The sequence below is a fragment of the Shewanella sp. 10N.286.52.B9 genome (assembly GCF_002873635.1).
GTDB lineage: Bacteria > Pseudomonadota > Gammaproteobacteria > Enterobacterales > Shewanellaceae > Shewanella.
In genome coordinates, this window is the sequence record NZ_MCTY01000165.1 from 111281 (window position 1) to 133909 (window position 22629).

Consider the following 22629-nt stretch of genomic DNA (forward strand, 5'->3'; position numbering starts at 1 on the left):
ATGTAAACCGATTGTTTACCTTAAGTGTCACCAGCACTTATTTGGCGTTCCTATTATGATTTAGCTGGCAAGCTAATTATCGTCTTAAATTCAATGGTTTTCCATAGTAGTTACGAATATTTTTAAAATATTACCAACAAATACCTAACGAATCCCCGCAAGATGTTGCAGTGTTGGTTTTTTCTAATGAATTGACGATGGGCTTTGTTGTCCGTGGTATAAAGAAAAAGCGCCAAAGGCGCTTTAACTCGTTATAAACGATTGTAGTTTGTTTTTTGAACTCTAATCTAATTACCGAGTCCAAACCCAATTTTCAATGTCTACTGGGTCAACACCGTTGGCCTTAATGTAGTTACGGTGTTCTACTAATCTTTGGAGCATATCCGTTGTGATTTGAACATGCTGAGTTTCATCAATAACACCTTGTTGGAATAGTTTGTATGCCATATCAATCACAAGGTGATAACGTGATGTGCCATTACGAACGCCCATATCAAATGGTGTTGTAGTTGAACCTTCTTCTTCATAGCCTTTAATGCGGAAACGTTTACTGCCTTTATAATCAAATACCAATTTCTTGATGGTATTTGGATAACCATGGTAGTTAAATACCACGCCTTTATCTTCAGTAAATATTTCATCCATTAACCAAGGCTTATTTTGGAATTTACGACTACCTAAACCGTTACTATTAAGTTCAGTTACACTGACATAACGAATACGCACTCTTGGCAGTAGTTCTCTAATGAGTACTAATGACGCCATACATTCTTGAGTGACATAATCACCACAACCTGCAAGTACTACATCAGGATTATCATCTGATGCAAAATCCCATACCATCACGCCATCTTTAGTTTGCTTACGGGCTTCATCTAGTGATAGCCATTGAGGTAACTCTTTTTTACCTGCAACTAAAATGTTGAGTTTGTCGCGGTCTTCATATGCACGCTCTGTATAAGTGAGTGTACTGTTACCATCAGCAGGTAAATATGCAGAAATAATATCTGGATGCTTTTCTAACATAGCACCTAGAAATGAAGGGTTTTGATGCGAATAACCATTATGATCTTGACGCTCTAATAAAGAAGACAAAACAACATTACAAGAAGGTACAGGTTTACGGAAGTGAACCCCTTGACTGGCATACACATATTTACAGTACTGATCAGCCATTGATGAAACTACTTGAGAGAAGGCTTCATAGGTTGGGAACATGGCATGCCGACCTGTTACTGTGTAACCGTGCATCATACCGAAAAGTAAGTTTTCCGATAGCAGTTCAATAACACGGCCATCACGCGCCATATCTTGATCCCAGCTTTCAATCGGCCATTGCCATGCACGATCTGTTTCTTCAAATACCGCTTGCAGTTGATTTGAGTATGTTTCATCTGGGCTGAAGATACGTAAGTTACGTTGATCTCGATTTAATTTGAATGCGTCACGCATCCACTCGCCCATTTTGTACATTGATACGCCGCGAGTACCACGTGGGGTTTCTGGACCATAACTTAGTTTTTTAAGATCTGGTTGAGCAAGTGCACGGACTACTTCACCGCCATAACTTAAGTGTTGGCGACCACAACATAACTGCTTAGGTGGAATCAAAGATTGAATTTCTTCATCAAAGGTAATTTCACCTTGCGCATTGATACTGCACAGTTCATCAAATTTGTAACTTGCTAACCAGTCATTAAGCGCTTTTAGGTGACCTGCATCTGTTGCACACTTATTGACGATGACTTGATGAGATTCGCAGTTGCCAGCTAGCTTCTTACCGCCAAACTCAGATGTACCTGTCCAGCCTTTAGCTGTTCGCATAAGAATAACCGGCCAGCGAGGCTTACAAACATCTTCGCCGCGACGGGCACGAGTTTGGATATCATTGATCATCTCGTAAGCTAAGTCCATAGCCTCTTTCATTTGAACAAACACATCCTCTTCAAGTTGATCATCAACAATAATGGGATGATAACCTAAACCACGAAATTCAAGATCTAACTCTTCATGACTCATGCGTCCCATACGAGTCGGGCCTGAGATTTTATAGCCATTAATATGCACAATGGGCAGTACCGCACCATTGGTTGCAGGGTCGACTAACCGGTTGGCATACCATGATGCAGCTAATGGCCCTGTTTCAGACTCACCATCACCAACTAAACAAGCTGCGATTAAGTTTGGATTATCAAGAACGGCGCCCCAAGCAACGGATAATGAATAACCTAATTCGCCACCTTCTAAAATTTGGCCGGGGGCTTCAGGGTTTGCATGAGAAGGGTAGCCATATGCTGCTGAGAACTTTTTACAGATATCTTCAATACCTGATTCGTTATAGGGGATGGTTTCTGGATAAAAATGGCTTAAAGAACCTTCAACAAACAGGTTAGCTTGAACTGCTGGGAAGCCGTGACCAGGACCGACTAAATAAATGAATTCTCTTTCATGCTTAACGATTAAGCGATTAACGTTTGCATACACAAAATTGATACCTGGACAGGTACCCCAATGACCTAAAAGTCGAGGTTTAATGTCTGTATGTTGTAGCTCTCTTTTAAAAAGCACATTTTGCTTAAGATAGATTTGTGAGGTAGCGAGGAAGTTAGTTGCTCTAACATATTTTTTAAGAGCAGTGATTTCATTTTGCTGTGTCATAGTGACCTCATTATGAAAGATAAGATTGATTTAGCTTTTAATGAGAACACTGTATTCCCTAAATTGAATCAATAATGTGTTATTGATCTAACTTTGTATTAAAAAAAATCATTAATAAAATGATGTTAGGTTAAGAAATTGTTGAGTCACTTGGTGTTAGGCGATTTGCAATTGTTATTCTAGATGGGGCTTTAGGCGGCTATTTAAATAAATGTGATCACTGTCACCTATGTTTGAAGTTTTTCTATGCTAGTTTTTTCTCGCATTTTTTTGAGAACACCTATAACTAAGCGATAAGTGGTAAAGAGTGGTAATGTTTGCTGGGCTTTACTGGTTAAAGTCAGTAAAGTTAACTTGAATAATGCTAAATAATAATTAACTAATATATTCGCTCACTGAATTTAATAAACAGTAACAGCTTGGCTATTTTCGAATACATGCTGAGGCTGCGAACTTAGATTTTGATGAGCTCATTATAATAATTCGATAATTTTATTTTGTCTGAAGGTGTTGCTCGGTTTAAGCATATTTTTACAAAATAAAGTTATTCCAAGGAATAGATTAAGCAAATGGCAATGTTAGAAACAATTGTTGGTTTCATGAACAATTTACTCTGGGGTAAATTGTTAGTTTATGGGCTGGTAGGCGCAGGTATCTTTTTTACTGTTCGTCTTGGCTGTATTCAAATTACTCATTTCGTACACGGCGTTAAAGTATTAGCGATTAGCCGCCGCCCTGGTAAGCATGGCTTATCTTCATTTCAAGTTTTTTGTACCAGTATGGCTGCCCGTGTCGGAGCCGGTAATATGGCTGGTGTTGCGGTTGCAATCGGTGCCGCAGGTCCTGGGGCAGTATTTTGGATGTGGGCCATTGCCATGCTCGGTATGGCGACGGCAATGATCGAGTCAACGTTAGCGCAAGTTTATAAAGTTAAAGACGTTGACGGGCAGTATCGTGGTGGCCCTTCATATTATATGGAAAAAGGCCTTGGCCAACGCTGGATGGGGATTCTATTTTCAATCCTACTGATTATTTGTTTTGGCTTAGTGTTTAATGCTGTTCAAGCAAATACTATCTCTGGTGCAATGACTGCCGTATTTGATTTAAATCCAATTTATGTCGGTCTTGGGATTGCGCTATTGAGTGGCCTCGTGATTATGGGCGGTCTTAAAAAGGTCGCTAGAGTGTCAGAAATTATCGTTCCGATTATGGCATTAGCCTACATTGCGATTGCCTTGGTTGTTGTTTTAATGAATGTTGAGCAATTGCCTGCCGTATTTATGTTGGTGATTAACAGTGCATTTGGCTGGCAAGAGGCCGCTGCTGGTGGTGTAGCATACAGTGTTGCTCAAGCAATGCAGGCGGGTATTGCTCGCGGCTTGTTCTCTAATGAAGCAGGTATGGGTAGTGCCGCCAATATTGCAGCAAGTGCTTCACCGAATCCTAATCACCCAGCGTCACAAGGTTTTGTGCAAATGATGGGTGTGTTTGTGGACACTATTGTTATCTGTACTGCTACTGCGGCAATTATCTTATTGTCTGGTGATGGTGGCGGCTCTGGTGATGGTATTGCAAGAACCATTAATGCATTAACGCATCATGTGGGTGACTGGGGTGGGGCATTTATTGCCTTTGCTATTTTACTTTTCTGTTTCACGTCAATTATTGCTAACTATTCGTATGCAGAAACTAACGTGATGTTTCTATCTGGCAATAAAAAAGGTGCACTACCAATCTTCCGTATCGCAGTATTAGGTATGGTTATGTTTGGCGCAGTGGCTAAGATTGGCATCGTTTGGGATTTAGCCGACGTTTCTATGGGCTTGATGGCGTTAGTTAATATGATTGCCCTGCTGTTATTGTCAGGTTTAGCGGTGAGAATTATTAATGATTACCGCCAACAAGTTAATAAGGGTGAAGATCCTGTATTTGATACGACTAAGTTCCCAGAGCTTGAAGGTCAGATAGAAGATGGGATTTGGATCAATAAAGAAGTTGAAGTGACCAAGTAACTCACTTTACTTAATCGCGAATGTTAATTGCAGATTAATCAAATTTGAAAAAAGCATTTAGCACAATCTAAAAAACCATGCAGTAATTGCATGGTTTTTTTTATGAAGCTCAGTATGATAGATAGCATGAATTAGAGTCCATTTTATAAAATAGGATTATCAGCAATGCTAGTATTAGTTTCTCCTGCCAAAACACTTGATTTTGAAACGCCTGCATCAACCAAGAAGTTTACTCAACCGACTTTGCTAGATTACAGCCAACAATTGATTGACGTATGTCGTGAATTGACGCCCATGGATATTGCCTCTTTAATGAAAGTGAGCGATAAAATAGCAGGTTTGAATGCGGCTCGATTTTCACAGTGGCAACCACGTTTTACTCTAGATAATGCCAAGCAAGCTATGTTTGCCTTTAGGGGCGATGTATATACCGGACTTGATGCTGACTCACTGTCTGATATGGAAATCGATAAGGCTCAAAAGCACCTACGAATTTTATCTGGTTTGTATGGCTTACTGAAGCCGCTGGATTTGATGCAAGCCTACCGTTTAGAAATGGGCACCAGCTTGGTAAACCCCGCAGGCAAAAGTCTTTATGCATTTTGGGGCGAGACAATCACCAATGAAGTTAACGCAGCTGTTGCTAATCAAAGTGATGATATCGTCATTAATTTAGCCTCAAATGAGTATTTTAAAGCGGTTAAACCCAAACTACTTAAGGCCACTTTAATCACCCCGGTATTTAAAGACTGCAAAAATGGTCAATACAAGGTGATCAGTTTTTATGCCAAAAGAGCCCGCGGCTTGATGGCGCGTTACATTATCCAAAACGATGTGACGTCATTGGCACAATTGCAGCAATTTGACTTAGATGGCTATTATTACAGTGAAGACTTATCGACACCTGCAGCGCCAGTGTTTTTAAGAGAAGAGCAAATTAAGTAACCACTACAAGTTTCAGTGTAATGTAACGGGTAAAAAAATACTTAATAAAAAAGCAGCTAAGGTTTGAACTCCTTAACTGCTTTTTTGCGATAAAAGGCTGATAGATTATTTCTTATCGGCCTTTTTAGCTAATGGGCGTAAGTTAAGTTCTGATTGCGCCATGATATAAGCAAATTGCGCATAAGCAGCGACATTTTGCGCTAATGCGGTAGGGTCGATTTTATCTAAAGTGTCGTTAGGGGTGTGGTGATAATCAAAGTAATCAGTACCATCTTGTCGAAGGGACGCCACAGGGACACCTAGAGAGGGCATCATAGACACGTCAGGGCCACCAGAAGCGTTATTGTTCCCTAACTTAACCCCGTTGATAGTCATTGAACTGTGCTCAGTTTTAACTTGCTCAAATACGTGTGGATTAACGTTGAAATCAATTTGGTAAATCTTGCCTGCGCCAAAATCAGATTCTGCGGCAATATAATGATTAACCAGCTCGTCAGCATGTTGCTTTGCATAAGCCTTACCGCCAACTAATCCCACTTCTTCTGCGGCATATAATACCACTCGAATGGTTCTCGCTGGTTTTTGAGGTAAATCTTGAATCAATTTCGCCGCTGCAGTCACAATCGCAACGCCTGCACCATCATCAATTGCACCCGTGCCTTCATCCCAAGAGTCAAGGTGAGCGCCAATCAGCACCACTTCTTCAGCCTTACTACTGCCAGTTACCTCGGCAATAACATTGTAGGATGTTGCGACCCCTAAATTCTTTGAAGATAGGTTAAGTGATAAGCTGATGTTCTTATCTCTTTTTAACATGGCATTAATCATATCAGCATCTGGTGCAGACAATGCAGCAGCTGGAATTTTTGCCACTCCATCTTTGTAACGCATCATGCCGGTATGGGCCATGCGGTCATGATCGGTACCTATTGAGCGAATGACCACAGCGACAGCGCCTTTTTCTGCTGCAGCAACCGCGCCTCTTGAGCGGCCGCCAACAGACTGACCATAGCCTTTACCACTAATATGGCGCTCGGTTTTATGATCAATAAAGACAATTTTGCCTTCGACTAATGCTGGATCGGCGACTTGTAGTGCAGCAAGGGTGTCAAAGCGCACTATCTGGGCTTGTAAACCTGACTCAGGCGTTGCCACGCTGCCACCTAGAGCGCTAATGACCAGCGGTTGCTCAAACGGTGAGACGATTGATGCCTGAGCATGGCCTCGTGACCAAGCTGGGACTTGGACAGATTCCTTATAGACCTTATCAAAACCTAAGCTTTTGAGTTTATTCATCGCCCATTCGACTGCGATGAGATCTTTCTCGGAACCGGCGAGTCGAGGGCCGACTTCCACTGTCAATGATTCAACAATGTCATAACCTAAAGTAGAAGATAACGCCTTTGTGGCTAGTTGCTGGCTAATTACATCGTTAGCAGACTGTGGTAATTGTGTTACTTGGGTATCATTTGTCTGGCTTTGACAGCCTGATATAGCGGCTAAAACTATCCCTGTAAAAATTGATTTCTTATAGTTTTTCATGAGTTTCCTTCATTTTTATTAGCTAAGTCTCATTTTTAAAAACAATCTACCAAAAAGTGTGCTTCATGTCGCTGCCCGATTTGTTAGGGAAGGCTATATTAGTCTCAGTGATGATTAAGGAGAGCTAACGCGTGATGAATATAGAAATGATGCAGCAGCGAGCAGATCATGCTGTGGTAATGCTAAAGGCACTGGCAAATGAACGCCGTTTATTTATTTTGTGCCATTTGCTGAATGAAGGCGAAATGTGTGTCGGTGAGATGAATAAAAAACTAGGTCTAAGCCAATCTGCGTTATCGCAGCATTTAGCTTGGCTGAGAAAAGACAATCTCGTTTGTACACGTAAAGAAGCGCAAACTGTGTTTTATTCACTTAAAAGTGATGAAGTTCGTGAGCTAATAAAAGTATTGGATAATTTATACTGCCATTAATGGCAATAATTTTGATACCTATAACGTCTTAACAATATCTTGCTACTGATGACAGTAAGATCGAGTTAAGGCGTTTTTTTATGTCTTAAATATGGATTTGATATTTAGCGCAAAAATGTCCGTAAAAGCTTGAAGGCAGGGCAAGTGGAGAGAGTATTTTTTGTGAGTTATTTTATTGCAGGTATAAAAAAACCGACCTAAGTCGGTTTTTGTAATATAAATCGCTAAAATTAAGCAGCTAGTGCTTTGATTTTTGCGTTTATACGTGCCTTTTGACGAGCAGCTTTATTCTTGTGAATAAGGCCTTTAGTCGCCATACGGTCAACAATTGGTTGTGCTGCTGCGAATGCTTCGGTAGCCGCTTTGTGGTCACCGCTCTGGATAGCAGCGATAACTCTTTTAACGTATGTACGTAACATTGAACGACGACTAGCGTTATGCTGACGACGTTTTTCAGACTGAAGCGCGCGCTTCTTTGCAGACTTGCTATTAGCCAAGGTGCAACTCCTAAAACTGGGTTTAATACTTTGAGGGCGAGGAATATGCCTGCTTTTATTCATTTTGTCAATGAATATGATAGAAATAACGTCGAAAAGACAAATAAAACTACCTGGCTCGGTTATCTTCAACCCAACTCGTGTAAGATGTGGCGCAATTCTATCAGTTCTTATACCCCATAGACAGCATTAGAATCGAAAATTTGAGATATATCAGACTTAATTTAAACGCTTGTGTGCGGCTTTGGAGTGATGCTTGAGTAAATCGTTATTAAAATCAGGTGCTATCGTCAGTGTTATGACCTTGATATCTCGGGTGCTTGGCTTGGTTAGAGATGTAGTCATTGCCAACTTAATGGGTGCAGGTAGTAGTGCCGATGTGTTTATCTTTGCCAATAAAATTCCCAATTTTTTACGTCGATTATTTGCTGAAGGTGCTTTCGCACAGGCATTCGTGCCGGTGTTGACAGAATACCAACAAAACAAAACCCCAGCTGAAACCCGTGAGCTTATAGGTAAAGTGGCCGGTACTTTGGGCGGCATAGTGAGCGTTGTAACCTTAATTGGTGTTATCGGCTCACCGATACTTGCTGCATTATTTGCTGGTGGCTGGTTTTATGATTGGATGAACGATGGGCCGGATGCGGCAAAGTTTGAACTTGCCTCTATGATGCTCAAAATTACCTTCCCTTATTTATGGTTTATTACCTTAACCGCACTGGCTGGCTCAATATTAAATACCCGCGGTAAGTTTGCAGTTTCTGCCTTTACGCCGGTATTTTTGAATATTACCATTATTATTGCCGCTTTAGTGTTTGCCCCCAAGATGGAACAACCTGAAATCGCTTTAGCTTTAGGGGTGTTTTTTGGTGGTTTAGTGCAGTTTTTGTTTCAAATTCCGTTTTTACTACGTGAAAATGCCTTAGTAGAACCGTCATGGGGCTGGAACCACAGTGGGGTCGTGAAAATCAGAACCTTAATGATCCCTGCATTATTTGGCGTTTCTGTTTCGCAAATCAATTTACTGTTCGATACCTTTATTGCCAGTTTTTTAATGACAGGCTCTATTAGTTGGCTTTACTACTCAGACCGCTTACTTGAGTTCCCTTTAGGATTGTTTGGTATTGCCATTGCGACGGTTATTTTGCCAGCTTTATCTAGAAAGCATATTGATGATAAAGGCAGTGGTTTTAGTGACACTATGGACTGGGGAGTAAGAGCCATTTTATTATTGGGCATGCCAGCCATGCTGGGATTAATCATTCTTGCTCAGCCGATGTTAATGGTGCTTTTTATGCGCGGCGCATTTACAGTATCTGATGTTGAGATGGCATCGTACAGTTTAGTGGCTTATGGTTGTGGCTTACTGAGTTTTATGATGATTAAAGTATTGGCGCCGGGGTATTACTCACGCCAAGATACTAAAACCCCAGTTAAATTCGGTATTATCGCCATGGTAAGCAATATGGTGTTCAATATCATTTTTGCCATTCCATTTGGCTACGTAGGACTTGCAATTGCCACTTCTATGTCAGCCTTTCTTAATGCCGGCCTGTTATATCGAGGCTTACACCTAGCTGGTGTCTATAAAGTCAATCGTTCAACCATGGTATTTTTCGCTAAAGTGGTCATTGCGACACTCGTGATGGCAGCGCTATTAGTTTACTTATTACCAGAGCAGCAAATGTGGTTAGATATGGCAATGCAAGTTAAGGTTTACAGCCTGTTAAAACTCATCATATTAGGTGCATTAGCCTATTTATTCAGCTTAGTGCTAATGGGGCTAAAGCCTTGGACAATGAAACGTCGATCATGAATGCTGATTATCCATTCTATCTAGTATATAATCAGCCGATTTACAGTAGCAGTTGTTTGGCGTAATGGAACTAATTCGCGGTATACATAATATTTTACCTTCGCATAATGGATGCGTGCTCACTATTGGTAACTTTGATGGTGTGCATCGTGGTCATGCGCAAGTGATTAATAATTTAGTTAATAAAGCTAAACACTTTCAGCTACCTGCTGTAGTAATGACCTTTGAGCCACAACCGCAAGAGTTATTTCGCCAACAAGATGCCCCTGCAAGAATTAGCTTATTAAGAGATAAAATTAGTTTGCTAGAAGAGCTCAATATTGATCGTCTTCTGTGTGCTAATTTTAATACTCGTTTTGCTAATCAACCGGCAGAGCAATTTATTGAAGATTTATTAGTCAATAAATTAGGGGTGAAGTATCTAGTGGTTGGTGATGATTTTTGTTTTGGTAAAAACAGAACTGGCACCTTTGATATGTTACTTGAAGCGGGTAAAAAGTTCGGTTTTACTGTGGTCAGTACCCAAAGCTTTATCTTAGGTTCTACCAGAGTGAGCTCCACTGCGGTTCGTGAGCAGTTAGCATTAGGGAACTTAGAGCAAGCAAGGCGTTTACTCGGGCACCCAGTGTTACTGTCAGGTAAAGTGGCCCACGGCCAAAAAATTGGGCGAACCATTGGTTTTCCAACTGCCAACATTGCATTAAAGCGCAAAGTATCACCTGTTAGAGGGGTGTTTGCGGTAAAAATGTATTGGGATGGCAGTGATATTTATGAAGGCGTTGCTAATGTTGGTTTTAGGCCAACTGTTGAAGGGCAAGTCTGTCAATTAGAAGTGCACTTATTCGACTACTCTGGTGACTTATACGGTAAAAGAGTGGAAGTTGAATTAGTGGCAAAAATCCGTGATGAACATCCGTTCGAGTCACTGGATGCGTTAAAAAAACAAATTTTGAATGATGTAAATGAAGCAAAAGCTTTATTTAGCAATGATGCAGGTTGAGATTAATCAGCCCAAATAATGGTATAGGATCAATGACCGACTATAAATCTACTTTGAATTTGCCGGAAACCGATTTTCCGATGCGCGGTAATCTGGCTAATCGTGAGCCAGCTATGTTAGACCGTTGGACTCAAGACGAACTTTATCAAAAAATTCGTGACAGTCGAATTGGTCGCAAACCGTTTATTTTGCATGACGGCCCCCCGTATGCGAATGGCAATATCCATATTGGTCACTCGGTAAACAAAATATTAAAAGATATCATTGTTAAGTCTAAAACAATGGCAGGTTTTGATGCGCCTTATATTCCTGGATGGGATTGTCACGGCTTACCAATTGAATTAATGGTAGAGAAAAAAGTTGGCAAACCAGGTCAAAAGATTTCAGCTGCTGATTTTCGCGAAGAATGCCGTAAATACGCCGCTAAGCAAGTTGACGGTCAACGTGAAGACTTTATTCGTTTAGGTGTATTTGGTGATTGGCATAATCCTTACTTAACCATGGATTACAGCACTGAAGCTAACATCGTACGTTCTTTATCTAAAGTGATTGAAAGCGGTCACCTGCACAAAGGTGTTAAACCTGTTCATTGGTGTACTGACTGTGGTTCAGCGTTAGCAGAAGCAGAAGTTGAATACGAAGATAAAACCTCACCCGCTATTGATGTGGCATTTAATGCCGTTGATAGCGCAGCGGTTGCAGCGAAATTTGGCGTTGAAGGTTACACAAACACGGTTTCAGCGGTTATTTGGACCACGACACCTTGGACTATCCCTGCTAACCGTGCATTATCATTAAGCCCAGAGCTTGATTACAGCCTAGTTGAGCTCGTTAAAGATGGCGTAACTAAAACCGTTATTTTAGCTGAAGTGCTAGTTGAAGGCTGTTTAACCCGCTTTGAAGCTGAGTCACATCAGGTTATCGGTACTACAAAAGGCGCTGAGCTTGAGCTAATGCGTTTCAAGCATCCTCTTTCTGCATTTGATGTGCCTGCCATTCTTGGTGACCACGTAACAACTGAAGCTGGTACTGGCGTAGTTCATACTGCACCAGGTCATGGTCAAGACGATTTCGTGGTTGGTCAAAAGTACGGCTTAGAAGTCGCAAACCCTGTTGGTGACAATGGTGTCTATAAAGCTGACACTGAGTTTTTTGCTGGTCAACACGTATTCAAAGCCAATAAGAGTGTTGTTGATTTATTAGAAGAGAAAGGCCAGCTGTTGTGTCATGTGGCATATCGTCACAGCTACCCACATTGCTGGAGACACAAAACGCCCATTATCTTCCGTGCAACGCCACAATGGTTTATCTCAATGGATAACCATGGCTTGCGTAAGCAGGCGTTATCTGAAATTGAACAAACGCAGTGGATCCCTGACTGGGGCCAAAGCCGTATTGAAAAAATGGTTGAGAACCGTCCTGACTGGTGTATTTCACGCCAACGTACCTGGGGCGTACCAATCACGTTATTAGTTAACCGTGAAACTGAAGAATTACACCCTGATAGCGTTTCTATCATGGAGCGCGTTGCGCACCGTATCGAGCAACAAGGTATTCAAGCTTGGTGGGATCTTGAGATCAGTGAACTGATTGGCGATGAAGCCGATCAATACCGTAAAGTGACTGATACTTTAGATGTTTGGTATGACTCAGGTTCTACTTTCTCATCAGTTGTTGCATCACGCCCTGAATTCCAAGGCCACGAGATTGACTTATACCTTGAAGGTAGCGATCAGCATCGCGGCTGGTTCATGTCTTCATTGATGATTTCAACGGCAATGAATGGTAAAGCACCTTACAAGCAAGTACTAACACACGGTTTCACCGTTGATGGTAAAGGCCGTAAGATGTCTAAATCAGTAGGTAACGTGATTGCACCGCTACAAGTTATTAATAAGCTTGGCGCTGACATCTTACGCTTATGGGTTGCAGCAACTGATTACAGTGGTGAGATGACGGTTTCTGATGAAATCTTAAATCGCAGCGCTGATTCATATCGCCGTATTCGTAACACCGCGCGCTTTTTACTTGCTAACTTAAGTGGCTTTAATCCAGAAACGGATATGATTGCTACTGAAGATATGGTGTCACTGGATCGCTGGGCAGTACGCCGCGCTGCAGCACTACAAGAAGAAATCATTGAAGCTTACGAGCAATATAATTTCCACTTAGTGACCCAAAAACTAATGCAGTTCTGTTCTGTTGAGCTTGGTAGCTTCTACTTAGATATCATTAAAGATCGCCAGTATACTGCTAAATCAGATGGTCACGCTCGTCGTAGTTGCCAAACTGCTTTATACCATATTGCTGAAGCAATGGTACGTTGGATTGCACCAATCTTAAGCTTTACCGCTGATGAAATCTGGCAGCTACTTCCTGGTGAACGTGAGCAATACGTGTTTACTCAAGAATGGTACCAAGGCCTAGAGTCAGTGACCTTAGCTGACGATTTAAATGATGAATACTGGCAGCAACTTTTAGCTGTTCGTAACGAAGTCAATAAAGTATTAGAGCAAGCCCGTCGTGATAAGCGTATTGGTGGCTCACTGCAAGCTGAAGCGACTTTATATGCTGATGAAGAGTTAGCGGCAAAACTGGCTCAAGTGAATGATGAGCTACGTTTTGTATTGTTAACATCTAAAGCGATTGTTGCCCCATTAAGTGATGCGCCAGCTGATGCAATTGAAACAGAGCTTGCTGCATTAAAGCTTGTTGTTGCAGCAAGTGAAGCCCAGAAGTGTGAGCGTTGCTGGCACTACAGCGAAGATGTTGGCATTGTCGAGTCTCATGCGACATTATGTGGCCGCTGCGTAACTAACATCGAAGGCGATGGCGAACATCGCGACTTTGCATAAAGGACTTGCTTGATGCCACTAACATGGAAAGAAAGCGGCATTCGTTGGTATTGGGTAGCTGTATTGGTATTTATTGCCGATCAGCTATCTAAGCAATGGGTGTTAGCCAATTTTGAGCTGTCTGAATCAATACAGCTGTTACCTATTTTTAATTTCACCTATGTGCGTAATTACGGCGCCGCGTTTAGCTTTTTAAGTGAAGCCGGTGGCTGGCAGAGGTGGTTTTTTACCATCATAGCCGTTGGTTTTAGCACACTGCTGACGATATGGCTGCGTAAACAGTCAGCGTCGCTGTGGCGCACCAACCTTGCGTATACGCTCATTATTGGTGGCGCCATTGGTAATTTAGTTGATCGTTTAATGCATGGTTACGTAGTGGACTTTATCGATTTCTATTGGAAAACCAGCCACTATCCAGCATTTAATATTGCTGATTCAGCTATTTTTATCGGTGCAGCATTGATTATTTGGGAAGCGTTTAAACCCGAAACCCAAGCGGCAGAAAGTTAGGGAGTCTATTTTGTCTGAGCAACAACTTGCACGTTCCATAGTGTGTCATATGAATATCATTTTAGAAGATGGCTCAACGGCAGAAAGCACCAAAGCATCAGGAAAACCAGCGCGTTTTAATGTTGGTGATGAGAGCTTAAGCCCTGCATTTGAATCAGAAATTTCAAGCCTGAATAAAGGTGATAAGCACAGCTTTACCTTAGATGCGATTGATACTTTTGGTGAGTCTAATCCGGATGCTGTGCATCATATGGACAGAAGTAAATTCCCTGCTGATATGGCATTAGAACCTGGTGTCATTGTTAGTTTCGGTGGTCCAGGCGGCAGTGAAATCCCAGGTATGGTTCGCGAAGTTGCTGGTGATTCAGTGACTATAGACTTGAATCATCCTCTAGCTGGTCAGAAATTAACTTTCGAACTTGAAGTGGTAGAGGTACTTTAAAATGCTTAAAGTTGATCCTACATCGCCAGAACTGAACATCTTACTGGCAAATCCGCGCGGTTTTTGTGCTGGTGTTGATCGGGCGATTAGCATTGTCGAACGTGCTTTAGAGTTATTTGAACCACCGATTTATGTCCGCCATGAAGTCGTACATAACCGTTACGTGGTACAAAACCTAAAAGACCGCGGCGCTATATTTGTTGATGAGTTAGAGCAAGTGCCTGATAACAGTATTGTGATTTTTAGTGCTCATGGTGTTTCTCAGGCTGTTCGCAAAGAAGCAAAAGTGCGTGGTTTAAAAGTATTTGATGCCACGTGTCCTTTGGTCACTAAAGTGCATCTTCAAGTTACTCGTGCAAGCCGTAAAGGCGTGGAGTGTATTCTGATTGGCCATGAAGGCCATCCAGAGGTTGAAGGCACTATGGGTCAATACGACAACACTGAAGGTGGGGTTTATTTGATTGAATCCCCGGAAGATGTAGCGTCTTTAAAGGTTAATAACCCAGATAACCTATGTTTCGTCACGCAGACCACATTATCAGTTGATGACACGCTAGATATTATTGCGGCCTTGCAACAACGTTTTCCTTCCATTGAAGGGCCGCGTAAAGATGATATTTGTTATGCCACTCAAAATCGTCAAGATGCAGTGCGCAATATGTCATCAGATGCAGACTTAATGATTGTTGTAGGCTCAAAAAATAGCTCTAACTCCAATCGACTGCGTGAACTCGCTGAGAAAACTGGTACAGAAGCTTATTTAGTGGATACCGCTGCCGATGTTGATGAAGCTTGGTTTAAAGATGTAAAAAAAGTAGCAGTCACAGCGGGGGCTTCGGCGCCTGAAGTGCTGGTTCAACAAGTTGTTGACGCGATAGCTAAATTCGAACCATCGGTAATAACTGAGGTTGAAGGGCGCAAAGAAGATACTGTCTTCGCTGTTCCCGCGGAATTACGCTAGCACTTAATAAACGCACAAACTCACTAAAAAATTAAAAACCGTAAGTCTGTAAAGATTTACGGTTTTTTTATATCTGCAACTAATAGACTATACTCTTGAAACAGTCTAAGTTAACGATTTACTTATATTTGGCAAACAACTAGACACCTTTCGGTTACATCTTGCTCAAGTGTAGGTAAACAGATATTATTAACCGCTAAGTGATGGATTTATAAAAAGATAGTGATTTAACATTCGTCAATGTATTGGCAAATAATGGAGATTTGACACTCATGCCTGTTAAAAGGAATGGATTTTCTTTAATAGAAGTTATGGTTTCTCTGGTGATTCTGACTGTAGGGTTAATTGGGATTTTTAATCTTCATATTGTTGCCAAAAGAGGTAGCTTTGAGTCCTTTCAGCAAACCCAAGCTTCTTACTACGCCAACGATATTATAAACCGAATGCGATTGAATGCTAGCGAGTTAGTTGCTTATGGTTCTGCTACGGGAACTAAATATACTGGAACTTCATTAACTGCCCCCAGTAAATCTTGTACAGGGGCAACATTGTGTACACCAGGCGAGCTACAACTTTGGGATGTATATGAATGGCAGGCTTCTTTTATTGGTGAAAGTGAAAAAGAAAGCGGTTCTAACGTTGGTGGCTTGCCATCCGTTGAGAGTTGTATTTTTGTGAAGCCACAAGAAGTAGTCGTTGTTATTACCTGGAAAGGAGTCAGAAAGTCCTCAGGGTTTGAAGAGGGCTATTCTGATGAGGTCAAGGGCTGTGGTAATAAGACTAATAAAAAAAGAATTTTTGAAGTTAAAACAGCAATATTTTAGGTTGTATTGATGAATAGTAAATACTTATTAAAGCAAAAGGGCATGTCACTCGTTGAACTGATGGTTGCTATGTTGATTAGTTTATTTATATCAGCTGGTTTATTCTCAATGTTTAATATGTCTTCAAGTAATGTGACCACGACAAGTCAATTTAACCAGTTACAAGAAAATGGTCGTATAGCGCTAGCCTTAATGGAGCGTGATATAAGCCAATTAGGTTTTTTTGGCGATATAACAGGTACAGATTTAATATTGGGCACTAATACATCTTTCAGTACTTCCATTACTGATGACCCTATTTCAAGTGACTGTATCGGTGGTGGGCTCAATAACGCGACTTTTCCAAATAATGTTCCATCTCATTTTAGGCGTCTATGGGGTTATGAGCAGGGTATAAGTAATCGTGTATTGAATTGTTCAGCCAGTATTAGCCCAATTAATAATACAGATGTGATTCAAATCAAACGCCTAATTGGTTCAGCGACTCTTGAAGCTGATTTAGATGACAATCGATATTATGCATCAGTAGCTTCAAATGAAATTGAATTTTTTAAAGGTGATGATGTAATCGCTCCAAATAAATTGAATAGTCGAATCTGGGAGTTCCAGCATCGTGTTTATTTTATAAAAGATGATGCTGGCATTCCAATTCTAAGCCGCAGAACACTTAATCTTTCAAATGGAATGAACAATGAAGATCAATTAGTTGAAGGTATAGAGAATGTTAGATTCTTGTACGGTTTTGATGATGATGGCGATTCAACACCGGACTCATTTATGCCTGCGAATCAAGTTTCTACCATGATGTGGGACAATCAAGGGTTTCAACGTTTAGTGGCCATTAAAATCTATGTACTTGTACGCTCGATACAAGAAGATAATAGTTATGAAAATGAAATCGTTTATCAGCTTGGTGATAAAGCTATTCCGGCAACAAATGACAAATATCGTCGAAAAGTGATGATGACCACCGTTGTGCTTGATAATCCTGTATTGATCAGAAATTAAATAAAAGGAGCTAGTATGATTCAATCTTACAAAAATCAACAAGGGATAGTACTGTTCTTTTCATTAGTCGTCCTTATTGTTATGACTATTATTGGTGTCGCACTCGCGGTCAATTCAAGTCAATCTTTAAGAATGGCAGGAGCAGGAAGCGATCGTTTAGCGGCTTTGTCTCAAGCTCAGGGTGGGCTTAATATAGTCATTGCAGATAGTGTTAAGCATGATTTTACTTATAGAACAGTTAATGACGATGTTACTGAAATGGATGGAGAACAGGAGATCAAATTAATGCCAGAAAATAACCCTGGAATTGAGGTTGATTGTCAAAGAACTGAAAAAGCAAATGCGGTCCATTTAATTGGTTGCAGAAGATTTGAAGTATCTAGCGCTGTCACATTTGGTCGAAGTGGATATGGTGAATTGACTGTAACTTCTGGGATCGAACAAGAAGTAAATAGAACGACTGGGAGATAACCATGTTTACTAAATTAACTACGATAGCTTTAGGTTTTGTCGGCATGGGTTTAATTACCAATAGTGTTGCGGATGATACTGAGCTATACGTATTAGAATCATCGATTCGAAGTGATGACAACCCGCAAGTGTTAATCATCCTCGATACATCAGGAAGTATGGGGGGGAACCCTGGTTATGGCGAAATGAATGAGGTGCCATTTTTGGTGCAACCTACAGTGAGCAGTAGCACTAAGCTTTATTACTCTAAACGCTCAAATGATGTGCCTGAAATTGGCAGTCAGCAATACTTCACGTATGGCAAAAACAAATGTCATTCTTCTACTCAATTTATTAACAAGTATGGTATTTATACTGGTTATTTTAGAACCTACCAAGGTATTTCATGGGAATCAATCCCGGTAAATGATGGAAGCAGTATTACTGAAGTAGATTGTTATGAGGATATTTCAATCGCAGATAGTGGCAACAACGGAGCATCAGCTGGTTTTCCTGTGGATGGACTCGCTAGCTCTTATAGTAATGATGCCAATGCTTTAGCCAATGCAAAATTAACCAGTTTTGGCTTAGGGCAACCGATCACAGTATTTACTGAGCAATACGTCGATTGGTTTCATAATCCACCGGAGAGAGAAGACACTGAGCGGATGGATGTTGCCAAGCGGGTATTAGAAGAGGTTATTGTTAATACCCCAGGTGTTGATATCGGCCTGATGATCTTTAACAAGAATAATGACACTAACAGCAGTGACAACAACGGCGACAGTGATGGTGGCGGTAGAGTTATCTCGACAATCAAAACGGGCAATATCACCAACAAAAAAAGTTTGGTGTCCACTGTTGATTCGACTATCTCAATTAATCAAAATGCTACTCCCTTATGTGAAACTTTATATGAAGCGTATTTATACCTTAACGGTAAGCAAGTCGATAATGGCCACAAGACATCTGGTTCGACATCTAACCCCTCATATGATCTCAACGCAGAATCTCCAGCAGGGACTTATTTAAGCCCATTTGTAGGCAAAAAATGTGGCTCAAATGCATCGATTATCTATATTACTGATGGTGGACCGTCGAGAGATACTCATCAAAATAGTAAAATAATAGCCCTTCTCGGTCTGCCTAGCACGACTAATGCAGCTAGTGTTACTGGCGCCGTTACAGTGAATGGTACCGTTAGTTTAATGGCACCATTGGCGGGCTATTTAGCAAAAAATGATGTTAATCCTTATGCTGACGGGACTCAAGTGGTGAATACTTATACCATTGGCTTTAGCACAGGTGTAACAGGGGCTATCGATTTATTAGAAGCTGTCGCATCACCAGCTTATGGCGATGGTAAATTTTATTATGCAACAAATCCTACTGCGTTGCAGGCCTCATTGATTGATGCGATTGAAGCGATAACGCTGGACAGTTCAAGCTTTACCTCTCCTTCTGTTGTTCTGGATAAAACTCAAACTGGAGATGCCGCTTATTTTGCCATGTTTCTACCTGGAGAAGGGCCAAGATGGTCTGGTAATCTAAAAAAGTTTAAAGTCAATGCAAATGGGGAAGTACTAGACCAAAACGATAGTGCAGCGTTTGATAGTACTGGTCGAATAGCTGAAGATGCCTGTTCGCTATGGGTAGATGCAGCTGATTGTTTAGTTGATGGCTATGAAGGCTATAATGTTAATCATGGTGGCGTAGCCTCTGAATTAAGATCTATCTATGAAAATGATATTGCCAGCCGTAAGGTATTAGTTAACACGGGGGCTTCGGGAGCATTGGTTGCTCTAACCAGCAGTTCAGCAAAACGGCTTGGCAGTTTGGATGATGATGGGTTAGCGAGTCATTTAAATGTAGACGTTGCGAGTATCGACAAAACCATTAACTGGGCTTTAGGGTTAAACGTTGATAGTGAGGAATATGGTTTAACCACTGCACCGAATGTAAGACAAGATATAATAGGCGATCCATTGCATTCAAGGCCTTTAGTGATAAATTATGGCACTACTGACACACCGGACATAAGAATAATAATGGGGACAAACCATGGTTTCCTGCATATGTTCAAAGATTACGATGTGACAACAATAGAAAATGAGATTACCACCACTACCAATACGGTTTCAGAGTCTTGGGCCTTCATACCGCATGAATTATTACCTAATCTTAAATCACTAATGGATAACCCTAAGACAGGGATACATTCTATATATGGGATGGATGGCACACCCGTGCCTTATATCGAGCGAAATTCAGCCGGTATAATTTCAAAAGCATGGATTTTTGTTGGTATGCGTCGAGGTGGTTCTTCTTATTATGCTTTGGATATTACCATCCCAGATTCACCAACGTTGAAATGGGTCAAGAACAGCACTGATTTCCCCGCATTGGGTCAAAGTTGGTCAGACGCAGTGATAACCAAAGTACCTGGTTGGCCTGCTGCTGCCGTCACATCAGCAACGGCTTCACCGGTATTGATTATCGGCGCGGGTTATAACCCTGGTACTAAAGATGGTGCAGGAGTTGGTGGTAATGATATAGCGGCAACGGGTTCAGGTGCTGGCGTATATATTATTGATGCGGATCAAGGGACTAAAGTACATAGTTTTGGTTTAGCAGGTAGTGATACATCAATGCCAAGTCTTACTGATAGTATACCTAACAAAGTCGCTATACTTGACAGTAACAATGATCAGTTAACTGACAGAATATATGCGACCGATACAGGAGCTAATGTTTGGCGAATTGATATGCCGGGTTTACCTACGGATAGCGACAACCCTTGGAGTGCATTTAAGTTTGCAAGTTTAGGTGGTGAATCAATATCTACCGACCTACGCTTTTTTTCTGCCCCTGTGATTGCCCAAACTGCTTTCGGTAGTACCCATGAATATAACGATGGCACCACAACCACAATCACACATCAAAATATCCCTTATGATGCCGTTGTTATTGGTAGTGGTCATAGAGCACACCCTTTAGATAAAAGTAGAAATGACCGATTTTTTACTTTGCAAGATAGAAATATAGTCACTAAATCATATAGTGCAGCTGCGGGTAATACGACACCCGATGCCCTTGATATAACTGATTTGTATAATGTCACATCTGAATCACCTGCATCAGATACTGAGTTAATTACTTTTGGTTCTAAACGTGGTTGGTATTACAATTTTAGTGATGAAGGGGAGAAGTCTCTGTCAGCAGCGACCATAGTTTCAGGGAGAGTATTTTTTACTTCTTATGTGCCTGAAACTGGTGCTAGTGAGAATGCTTGTTTAGTGCCTGGGCAGGGGAGGCTTTACGGATTTGACCTCCACAAAGGTGCGAGAACTTACAGCCATTCTGAAGACTACTTTGTAATGGGTGAGCAGGTTCCAGATACACCGACGCTTGTTGTTCCACACAATGGTGACTCAGATAGTTACATGTACTTAATAGGCATTGGTGATGCAGCAAATGATATGATTAAAAATGATGTTCTTGGTGATGACGGCTGCGCTGAAGGTGATGATAGCTGCGTTGGTGGAGGTTTAGGTGTTAATCGTATTTATTACCATCAGAATGAGAATTAAAAATGTCTAAGAGAAACAAGAAGAATGGCTTTACATTAATTGAGGTAATGATCACCGTTGTAATTATTGGTGTCTTAGCTTCAATCGCTTACCCTTCGTATGTAGGGTTTGTATCGAAAGGTGCTAGAGCAGATGCTTTATCAGGCTTAATGAATATTGCTAACAGGCAAGAGCAGTATTATTTAGACCATAAAACGTTCACAAAGAATATGAAGCGTTTAGGGATGGATGATGATCCATACATTGTTGACAATGGGCTTTATTCAATTGATGCTACCACTGGTAACGTAACTAAGTTTGTACTTAAAGCTACAGCTTTAGGTGCGCAAGCAACGCGTGATAGTGAATGTGGAACGATTGAAGTCACTTCTGACGGTGTGAAAACACCAAGTGAGTGTTGGTCTCATTAAAGTATTGATAATAGAATATTAATGGAGCTCCCAATTAATTATTGCGAGCTCCTTTTTTCATTTTTTAGTTGCAATTAACACCAGTTGTTATTGTTTTTATTCTGCCAGAAGCACTAATTAAAATTTGTTTAGAGTTTTCGCTGTCTGCTGATTTAGGGCAATAGATAATATTTTTTGAAGAGCTTGGTATTAATAAACCATCTGCACCAAAAGTAATTATTTCAGAAGAGGCTTTTATAAAATCACGACTATTAAAAGCGTCTACAAATCTTAATATGTCTGTATTGTTATCTACGACGCCATTTTCATCATCATCAATAAAAATATTAAAGCCACTAATCCAGTTGTCTGAACAACCAGTTCCATCTCCAGGGCATACGCTAACTACACGGCCAAAGCTTACAGCTTGATTGCGAGCAAATGATAAAGATGATTCTATGCTGCTTATGGATGAATTTGTACGGGTAGTTTCGTAGACATAATTAAATGATGGCACTGCCACAGCGGCTAATATCATGACAATAACCACTGTTACTATCATTTCAATTAAGGTAAATCCATTTGTACTATGTTGTTTCATGCATATTTCCTCAGCAAAACGAAAACTGAGTATAAGCGAATAATAGGCTAATTTCAGCGTTTATTATCTGAGATATATAATATTTAACATCTTAAAAT

18 protein-coding genes are annotated in these 22629 nt (G+C 40.9%); 14 read left to right on the plus strand and 4 right to left on the minus strand.

Annotation, left to right across the window (positions count from 1 at the left end; all coding sequences use genetic code 11):
* Window positions 1–291 precede the first annotated feature (291 nt).
* Window positions 292–2658 (minus strand): phosphoketolase family protein, encoded by a 2367-nt coding sequence (locus tag BCU91_RS10195; protein WP_102439209.1) that lies wholly within the window; start codon window positions 2656–2658, stop codon window positions 292–294.
* Between the two features lie 575 nt (window positions 2659–3233).
* Between BCU91_RS10195 and BCU91_RS10200 the strand changes: the two genes are divergently transcribed.
* Both BCU91_RS10200 and yaaA read left to right on the plus strand, forming a co-directional pair.
* The gene (locus BCU91_RS10200) at window positions 3234–4670 is read left to right on the plus strand and encodes an alanine/glycine:cation symporter family protein (protein ID WP_076542978.1); all 1437 of its coding nucleotides are present in this window, start codon (window positions 3234–3236) and stop codon (window positions 4668–4670) included.
* A 165-nt stretch (window positions 4671–4835) separates the two neighbouring features.
* Window positions 4836–5615, plus strand: a complete 780-nt coding sequence (yaaA, locus tag BCU91_RS10205) for a peroxide stress protein YaaA (protein ID WP_102531403.1) — start codon at window positions 4836–4838, stop codon at window positions 5613–5615.
* 105 nt (window positions 5616–5720) lie between these two features.
* On the opposite strand, the gene BCU91_RS10210 is transcribed toward yaaA, so the two are convergent.
* Window positions 5721–7157 carry a M20/M25/M40 family metallo-hydrolase gene (locus BCU91_RS10210; RefSeq protein ID WP_102439207.1) on the minus strand — a complete coding sequence of 479 codons (1437 nt, stop codon included), beginning with the start codon at window positions 7155–7157 and terminating at the stop codon, window positions 5721–5723.
* Window positions 7158–7291: 134 nt separating this feature from the next.
* Between BCU91_RS10210 and BCU91_RS10215 the strand changes: the two genes are divergently transcribed.
* Window positions 7292–7588 carry a metalloregulator ArsR/SmtB family transcription factor gene (locus tag BCU91_RS10215; protein ID WP_076542961.1) on the plus strand — a complete coding sequence of 99 codons (297 nt, stop codon included), beginning with the start codon at window positions 7292–7294 and terminating at the stop codon, window positions 7586–7588.
* A 230-nt stretch (window positions 7589–7818) separates the two neighbouring features.
* Here BCU91_RS10215 and rpsT read toward each other — a convergent pair whose 3' ends face one another.
* Window positions 7819–8085, minus strand: coding sequence for a 30S ribosomal protein S20 (gene rpsT, locus BCU91_RS10220; protein WP_076542960.1), 267 nt, complete (start codon window positions 8083–8085; stop codon window positions 7819–7821).
* A gap of 256 nt (window positions 8086–8341) precedes the next feature.
* Between rpsT and murJ the strand changes: the two genes are divergently transcribed.
* From murJ to BCU91_RS10275, 11 genes are all read left to right on the plus strand, one after another.
* Window positions 8342–9901, plus strand: a complete 1560-nt coding sequence (gene murJ, locus BCU91_RS10225) for a murein biosynthesis integral membrane protein MurJ (protein WP_102531404.1) — start codon at window positions 8342–8344, stop codon at window positions 9899–9901.
* Window positions 9902–9965: 64 nt separating this feature from the next.
* Window positions 9966–10901, plus strand: a complete 936-nt coding sequence (gene ribF / locus BCU91_RS10230; RefSeq protein ID WP_102439205.1) for a bifunctional riboflavin kinase/FAD synthetase — start codon at window positions 9966–9968, stop codon at window positions 10899–10901.
* 32 nt (window positions 10902–10933) lie between these two features.
* Window positions 10934–13756, plus strand: a complete 2823-nt coding sequence (gene ileS, locus BCU91_RS10235; protein ID WP_102531405.1) for an isoleucine--tRNA ligase — start codon at window positions 10934–10936, stop codon at window positions 13754–13756.
* Between the two features lie 12 nt (window positions 13757–13768).
* On the plus strand, window positions 13769–14266 hold the full coding sequence (gene lspA, locus BCU91_RS10240) for a signal peptidase II (protein WP_102439203.1): 498 nt from the start codon (window positions 13769–13771) through the stop codon (window positions 14264–14266).
* 10 nt (window positions 14267–14276) lie between these two features.
* Entirely contained in the window at window positions 14277–14708 is a 432-nt protein-coding gene (gene fkpB, locus BCU91_RS10245; protein WP_277869342.1) for an FKBP-type peptidyl-prolyl cis-trans isomerase, read from the plus strand.
* 31 nt (window positions 14709–14739) lie between these two features.
* Complete coding sequence (gene ispH, locus BCU91_RS10250; RefSeq protein ID WP_198589266.1) at window positions 14740–15669, plus strand: 4-hydroxy-3-methylbut-2-enyl diphosphate reductase; 930 nt, start codon at window positions 14740–14742, stop codon at window positions 15667–15669.
* Window positions 15670–15941: 272 nt separating this feature from the next.
* Complete coding sequence (pilV, locus tag BCU91_RS10255) at window positions 15942–16493, plus strand: type IV pilus modification protein PilV (RefSeq protein ID WP_102531406.1); 552 nt, start codon at window positions 15942–15944, stop codon at window positions 16491–16493.
* A gap of 9 nt (window positions 16494–16502) precedes the next feature.
* Window positions 16503–17501, plus strand: a complete 999-nt coding sequence (locus BCU91_RS10260; RefSeq protein ID WP_102531407.1) for a PilW family protein — start codon at window positions 16503–16505, stop codon at window positions 17499–17501.
* Between the two features lie 15 nt (window positions 17502–17516).
* Window positions 17517–17972 (plus strand): pilus assembly PilX N-terminal domain-containing protein, encoded by a 456-nt coding sequence (locus BCU91_RS10265; RefSeq protein ID WP_102531408.1) that lies wholly within the window; start codon window positions 17517–17519, stop codon window positions 17970–17972.
* A 2-nt stretch (window positions 17973–17974) separates the two neighbouring features.
* A complete protein-coding gene (locus tag BCU91_RS10270) occupies window positions 17975–21541 on the plus strand; it encodes a PilC/PilY family type IV pilus protein (protein WP_102531409.1) in 3567 nt (1188 codons plus the stop codon).
* Window positions 21542–21543: 2 nt separating this feature from the next.
* Window positions 21544–21951, plus strand: a complete 408-nt coding sequence (locus BCU91_RS10275) for a type IV pilin protein (RefSeq protein ID WP_102531410.1) — start codon at window positions 21544–21546, stop codon at window positions 21949–21951.
* Window positions 21952–22015: 64 nt separating this feature from the next.
* Here the strand turns inward: BCU91_RS10275 and BCU91_RS10280 are convergent, their stop codons facing one another.
* Window positions 22016–22531: a GspH/FimT family pseudopilin gene (locus tag BCU91_RS10280; protein WP_102531411.1), complete on the minus strand. Its 516-nt coding sequence runs from the start codon at window positions 22529–22531 to the stop codon at window positions 22016–22018.
* Window positions 22532–22629: the final 98 nt, after the last annotated feature.

Coding starts and splice junctions, on each gene's coding strand:
- BCU91_RS10195 (WP_102439209.1), bottom strand. CDS start 2,658: ATGACACAGCAAAATGAAATCACTGCTCTTAAAAAATATGTTAGAGCA.
- BCU91_RS10200 (WP_076542978.1), top strand. CDS start 3,234: ATGTTAGAAACAATTGTTGGTTTCATGAACAATTTACTCTGGGGTAAA.
- yaaA (WP_102531403.1), top strand. CDS start 4,836: ATGCTAGTATTAGTTTCTCCTGCCAAAACACTTGATTTTGAAACGCCT.
- BCU91_RS10210 (WP_102439207.1), bottom strand. CDS start 7,157: ATGAAAAACTATAAGAAATCAATTTTTACAGGGATAGTTTTAGCCGCT.
- BCU91_RS10215 (WP_076542961.1), top strand. CDS start 7,292: ATGAATATAGAAATGATGCAGCAGCGAGCAGATCATGCTGTGGTAATG.
- ribF (WP_102439205.1), top strand. CDS start 9,966: ATGGAACTAATTCGCGGTATACATAATATTTTACCTTCGCATAATGGA.
- ileS (WP_102531405.1), top strand. CDS start 10,934: ATGACCGACTATAAATCTACTTTGAATTTGCCGGAAACCGATTTTCCG.
- lspA (WP_102439203.1), top strand. CDS start 13,769: ATGCCACTAACATGGAAAGAAAGCGGCATTCGTTGGTATTGGGTAGCT.
- pilV (WP_102531406.1), top strand. CDS start 15,942: ATGCCTGTTAAAAGGAATGGATTTTCTTTAATAGAAGTTATGGTTTCT.
- BCU91_RS10260 (WP_102531407.1), top strand. CDS start 16,503: ATGAATAGTAAATACTTATTAAAGCAAAAGGGCATGTCACTCGTTGAA.
- BCU91_RS10265 (WP_102531408.1), top strand. CDS start 17,517: ATGATTCAATCTTACAAAAATCAACAAGGGATAGTACTGTTCTTTTCA.
- BCU91_RS10270 (WP_102531409.1), top strand. CDS start 17,975: ATGTTTACTAAATTAACTACGATAGCTTTAGGTTTTGTCGGCATGGGT.
- BCU91_RS10275 (WP_102531410.1), top strand. CDS start 21,544: ATGTCTAAGAGAAACAAGAAGAATGGCTTTACATTAATTGAGGTAATG.
- BCU91_RS10280 (WP_102531411.1), bottom strand. CDS start 22,531: ATGAAACAACATAGTACAAATGGATTTACCTTAATTGAAATGATAGTA.